Annotated in this window: 7 protein-coding genes; all 7 read right to left on the bottom strand. The window is 28.2% G+C overall.

The window, feature by feature from the left end:
- Positions 1–249 precede the first annotated feature (249 nt).
- A complete protein-coding gene (locus tag AQ1689_RS09885; protein WP_101955985.1) occupies positions 250–453 on the bottom strand; it encodes a hypothetical protein in 204 nt (67 codons plus the stop codon).
- A gap of 122 nt (positions 454–575) precedes the next feature.
- Positions 576–989 carry a hypothetical protein gene (locus AQ1689_RS09880; RefSeq protein ID WP_145993756.1) on the bottom strand — a complete coding sequence of 138 codons (414 nt, stop codon included), beginning with the start codon at positions 987–989 and terminating at the stop codon, positions 576–578.
- Positions 990–1,008: 19 nt separating this feature from the next.
- Positions 1,009–1,239, bottom strand: coding sequence for a Thoeris anti-defense Tad2 family protein (locus AQ1689_RS09875; RefSeq protein ID WP_101955983.1), 231 nt, complete (start codon positions 1,237–1,239; stop codon positions 1,009–1,011).
- 5 nt (positions 1,240–1,244) lie between these two features.
- Positions 1,245–1,511, bottom strand: coding sequence for a hypothetical protein (locus AQ1689_RS09870; protein ID WP_101955982.1), 267 nt, complete (start codon positions 1,509–1,511; stop codon positions 1,245–1,247).
- A 35-nt stretch (positions 1,512–1,546) separates the two neighbouring features.
- On the bottom strand, positions 1,547–2,464 hold the full coding sequence (locus AQ1689_RS09865) for a hypothetical protein (protein ID WP_101955981.1): 918 nt from the start codon (positions 2,462–2,464) through the stop codon (positions 1,547–1,549).
- Positions 2,458–2,871: a P-loop NTPase family protein gene (locus AQ1689_RS09860; protein WP_101955980.1), complete on the bottom strand. Its 414-nt coding sequence runs from the start codon at positions 2,869–2,871 to the stop codon at positions 2,458–2,460. Before AQ1689_RS09860 ends, AQ1689_RS09865 begins: the two co-directional genes overlap by 7 nt.
- Positions 2,872–2,926: 55 nt before the next feature.
- Entirely contained in the window at positions 2,927–3,148 is a 222-nt protein-coding gene (locus AQ1689_RS09855; RefSeq protein ID WP_101955979.1) for a hypothetical protein, read from the bottom strand.
- Between the last annotated feature and the right edge of the window lie 117 nt (positions 3,149–3,265).

Raw genomic sequence — 3,265 nt, 5'->3', positions numbered from 1 at the left:
TCAGAACGTTACTCCTGCGCATAAGGGACTTGCACCCTCTAGATTAATAAACTACCTTTCGGTAGTCAAAAGATGCCCATGCTGGGCACACACACCTTATAAAATTAATGGCTGGTTCCTGCTTATTATTAATATTTTGTTTTTACTTGTTTATTAGTAGCTTATTTACTTTGTTCCTATTCCATTTACGCCACTAATCTTATAAATGAAACGTTGACTTTAATTACTCATCTACTACCTGATTTATTTTTAAAAATTTATATCATCAATATCAATAACTTCTCTGTTAAAGTAATTTAAAATTGCATCCGCTTCACCTTTATAGAGGTTTCTTATGTTTTTGATCTCTGAAATAGGACGTTTTCTGTTCCTTGAAACTATCTTCCAAGTAACCTCTTTAAACCTTTGAGCGGGTACGAATCTTAATTTAGCAGAAAGCATTGATTTTGTCATTTTTAACCCCAATTATTGATTAATATTAATTACATTTGTTTAGAGTTTTAAGAGTGTGTATATTCTTATTTTCTTTTTCATAGCAATTTTTTAACCACTTCGCAAGAGTGGTTTTTTTTTGCTTAAAATATCATCGCCATTACTGGAGCAGCAGCAAAGAAAAAAATATTTATAATTAGAAAAATTGGCGAATTGTGTACTTTTTGATTATCTAAGGAATATCCCTCTTTAGATTTAAGCATATCAATAAAGCCAATACCTATATTATAGAATATTCTTTTTTGAACATCGTCTAATTCATCCCATTTTACCGAATTTTTAGAGCTTCTAAAATAAATAAATCCAATATATACAAATACTATAAATGCTGCAAAAGCGGTGTAATATAAATAGTCATTATCTAAAATAGCACCTATCATTACTAAACTAAAAGAAACGCTAAGAGGTGTAGCACCTCTTAACATATAAATTTCTTTTCCGAAAATTTTGGTTATATAACTTAACGCAAAATACTTTACTATTAATTTTCTTAACATAATTTCTAAAAGATTTTTTTTAATTAACAACTTCCCATTTATTCGAAAACAATTCGATTTGAGTTGGTATCCATGGAACGTTCCCAAAACGACTTTGTAGATATAAATACGGAGCTGTCATTTTACTTTTTTCATCAGGATATTGAATTTTTATCATAACATCTTTACTCCAGTGAACTAAACGCATTTTTAAAGAACCTTGACCAGCTTTTGTTTTTTTAAAAGCTTCTGAAAAACTATTTAATATCATACTTTCTAATTTTTAGTTTGTTTTTTATTTCGGTAATACGTAAGAATTACAGCACGATTTTTAGCATACCAATCACAATATCCTTTGTTCATTTCTATTTCCATTTCTCTTTCAGATGCTTCTTTTACCGTTGCTTTGTAAAATATGTGAGCCGTTTTTAATCGTTCCGTTCCATCGACTATTTTATAAACGATTCTTGTTTCGTTATTTTCGGTTATTTTTGTGTCTGTTAAAAAATAAACGATGTTGTTTTGAATGTTGTCATTACTCATAATTTCTATTGGTTTTAGGGTTAAATTATTTACTATTAATTAATATCTTCATGTTTCATTTTGCAAGTTCCTTTGTGTCCGTCCCTTGCTTTTTTGTTGTTAAATTCCACTTTACAATGTGGGCAAATAGTATTAATAGCGTTTATTAAATCCATCTGAACACCAGTTGTTTTTATTTCAGGACTTAAATTTTTATGAGAAACAACCTCTTTTAAATCTGCTATTTCAATATTTAATAATTTTGCTTTCTGCTCTGAATCTGCTATTTCAATATTTAGTAATTCTGCTTTCTGCTCTGAATCTGCTATTTCAATATTTAGCAATTCTGCTTTCTGCTCTGAATCTGCTATTTCAATATTTAGCAATTCTGCTTTCTGCTCTGAACCTGCTATTTCAATATTTAGTAATTCTGCTTTCTGCTCTGAATCTGCTATTTCAATATTTAGCAATTCTGCTTTCTGCTCTGAACCTGCTATTTTATGCAAATACACTTGCTCTTTTTCGCTTTTTTCTTCTAATTCCTTTTCCTTTACTTTCAAAACAAAAACCTGATTTAACCAGTAACCTACATAAGTTACAAAACCGCAAAATATCAGTAAATTAATAATTTCAATCCAATCAGATTTGTGCATAATATCTAAGATTACGCAAAGCATCAGGAAATCAAAAACCGCAATTGATACAATTACCCACTCTTTATTTTCAGGAATATTAACCGCAATATTTAACATTGCTTTTGCTACGAAATAGCCAAAAAACAAAGCAGGAATTACACGCAAATAATCGTTTGGAATTAAATATTCAAATAGTAAAAAGAAAAAAGCAGCTTGTTTTATTCCGTAAAATAGATTATAACTTTGAATAGATACAGCCAAAGAACGCATAGATGTAAGCGTCTTATAAAGTGGCTTTTTTGGCTTGTTTTCTCGGAACATTTTTATTTGATTTAACATAGTTTTTTAGTGTTAAAAAGCTTATCTCCGTTAGTGTCAATTTCAACACTTGTTTCAATAAAACTACATCTTCTTTTGATGGAAGTACCCATTTTTGAAAAACCTATTTCGTTATCTGATAAGATAAAAACACTTGGAGTTTTTATCTTTAGGGCTGATGCCATAAGTCTATTTATAATTAAATACTTTTTGGATAATAAAAAAACAAGATTATATAAATGTTCCGAACCTACATTATCAATAATAATTAAATCAGTTTCTTTATTAGTTGCTCCCATTGATGATAGACTTATTTCAGAACGTCCATCTAAAAGAACAACATTATCAAATTTCATCGCCATATTTTTAGCTAAAAAAGTTTTACCAGTTCCTTGTTTTCCTGTAATTACTTGTATTTTATTTTTCATCTTATTTTTATTTTTTAAATTAATTTTTTAATAAACAGGGCGGTTTTAAACACCCTTATTTAATTTTATAAATATCCAAGTAAGATTCTAGGTATTCGGTTAATTTGTTGGTTTTGCTATATTCCTCAATAATATAAAAAATACAGTTACCTAAAGATTCTGCTTTACCCAACAAAAGCCAGTATTCAGCGTCTTTAGAGCTATCTAAACTATCTTTATCTTGATCTATTTGTTCAATTTCCAAATCAAACTTTTTAATTAACTTTTCTATTTCCATTTTATTAATTTTTAGGATTTATTATTTTTTATTATATATTTGAGTATATAACTCGTTTATTTTTTTATAAACTTCTTTATTATCGTAATTATCTTTGCCGATTTTTTCAACGCCATT

Source organism: Tenacibaculum finnmarkense (assembly GCF_900239185.1).
Taxonomy (GTDB): Bacteria; Bacteroidota; Bacteroidia; order Flavobacteriales; family Flavobacteriaceae; genus Polaribacter; species Polaribacter finnmarkensis.
This window is presented reverse-complemented; position numbering and strand designations above follow the sequence as displayed.

Bases quoted from the DNA above. Each gene is read 5' to 3' on its own strand.
- AQ1689_RS09885 (WP_101955985.1), bottom strand. From the start codon at position 453: ATGACAAAATCAATGCTTTCTGCTAAATTAAGATTCGTACCCGCTCAA.
- AQ1689_RS09880 (WP_145993756.1), bottom strand. From the start codon at position 989: ATGTTAAGAAAATTAATAGTAAAGTATTTTGCGTTAAGTTATATAACC.
- AQ1689_RS09875 (WP_101955983.1), bottom strand. From the start codon at position 1,239: ATGATATTAAATAGTTTTTCAGAAGCTTTTAAAAAAACAAAAGCTGGT.
- AQ1689_RS09870 (WP_101955982.1), bottom strand. From the start codon at position 1,511: ATGAGTAATGACAACATTCAAAACAACATCGTTTATTTTTTAACAGAC.
- AQ1689_RS09865 (WP_101955981.1), bottom strand. From the start codon at position 2,464: ATGTTAAATCAAATAAAAATGTTCCGAGAAAACAAGCCAAAAAAGCCA.
- AQ1689_RS09860 (WP_101955980.1), bottom strand. From the start codon at position 2,871: ATGAAAAATAAAATACAAGTAATTACAGGAAAACAAGGAACTGGTAAA.
- AQ1689_RS09855 (WP_101955979.1), bottom strand. From the start codon at position 3,148: ATGGAAATAGAAAAGTTAATTAAAAAGTTTGATTTGGAAATTGAACAA.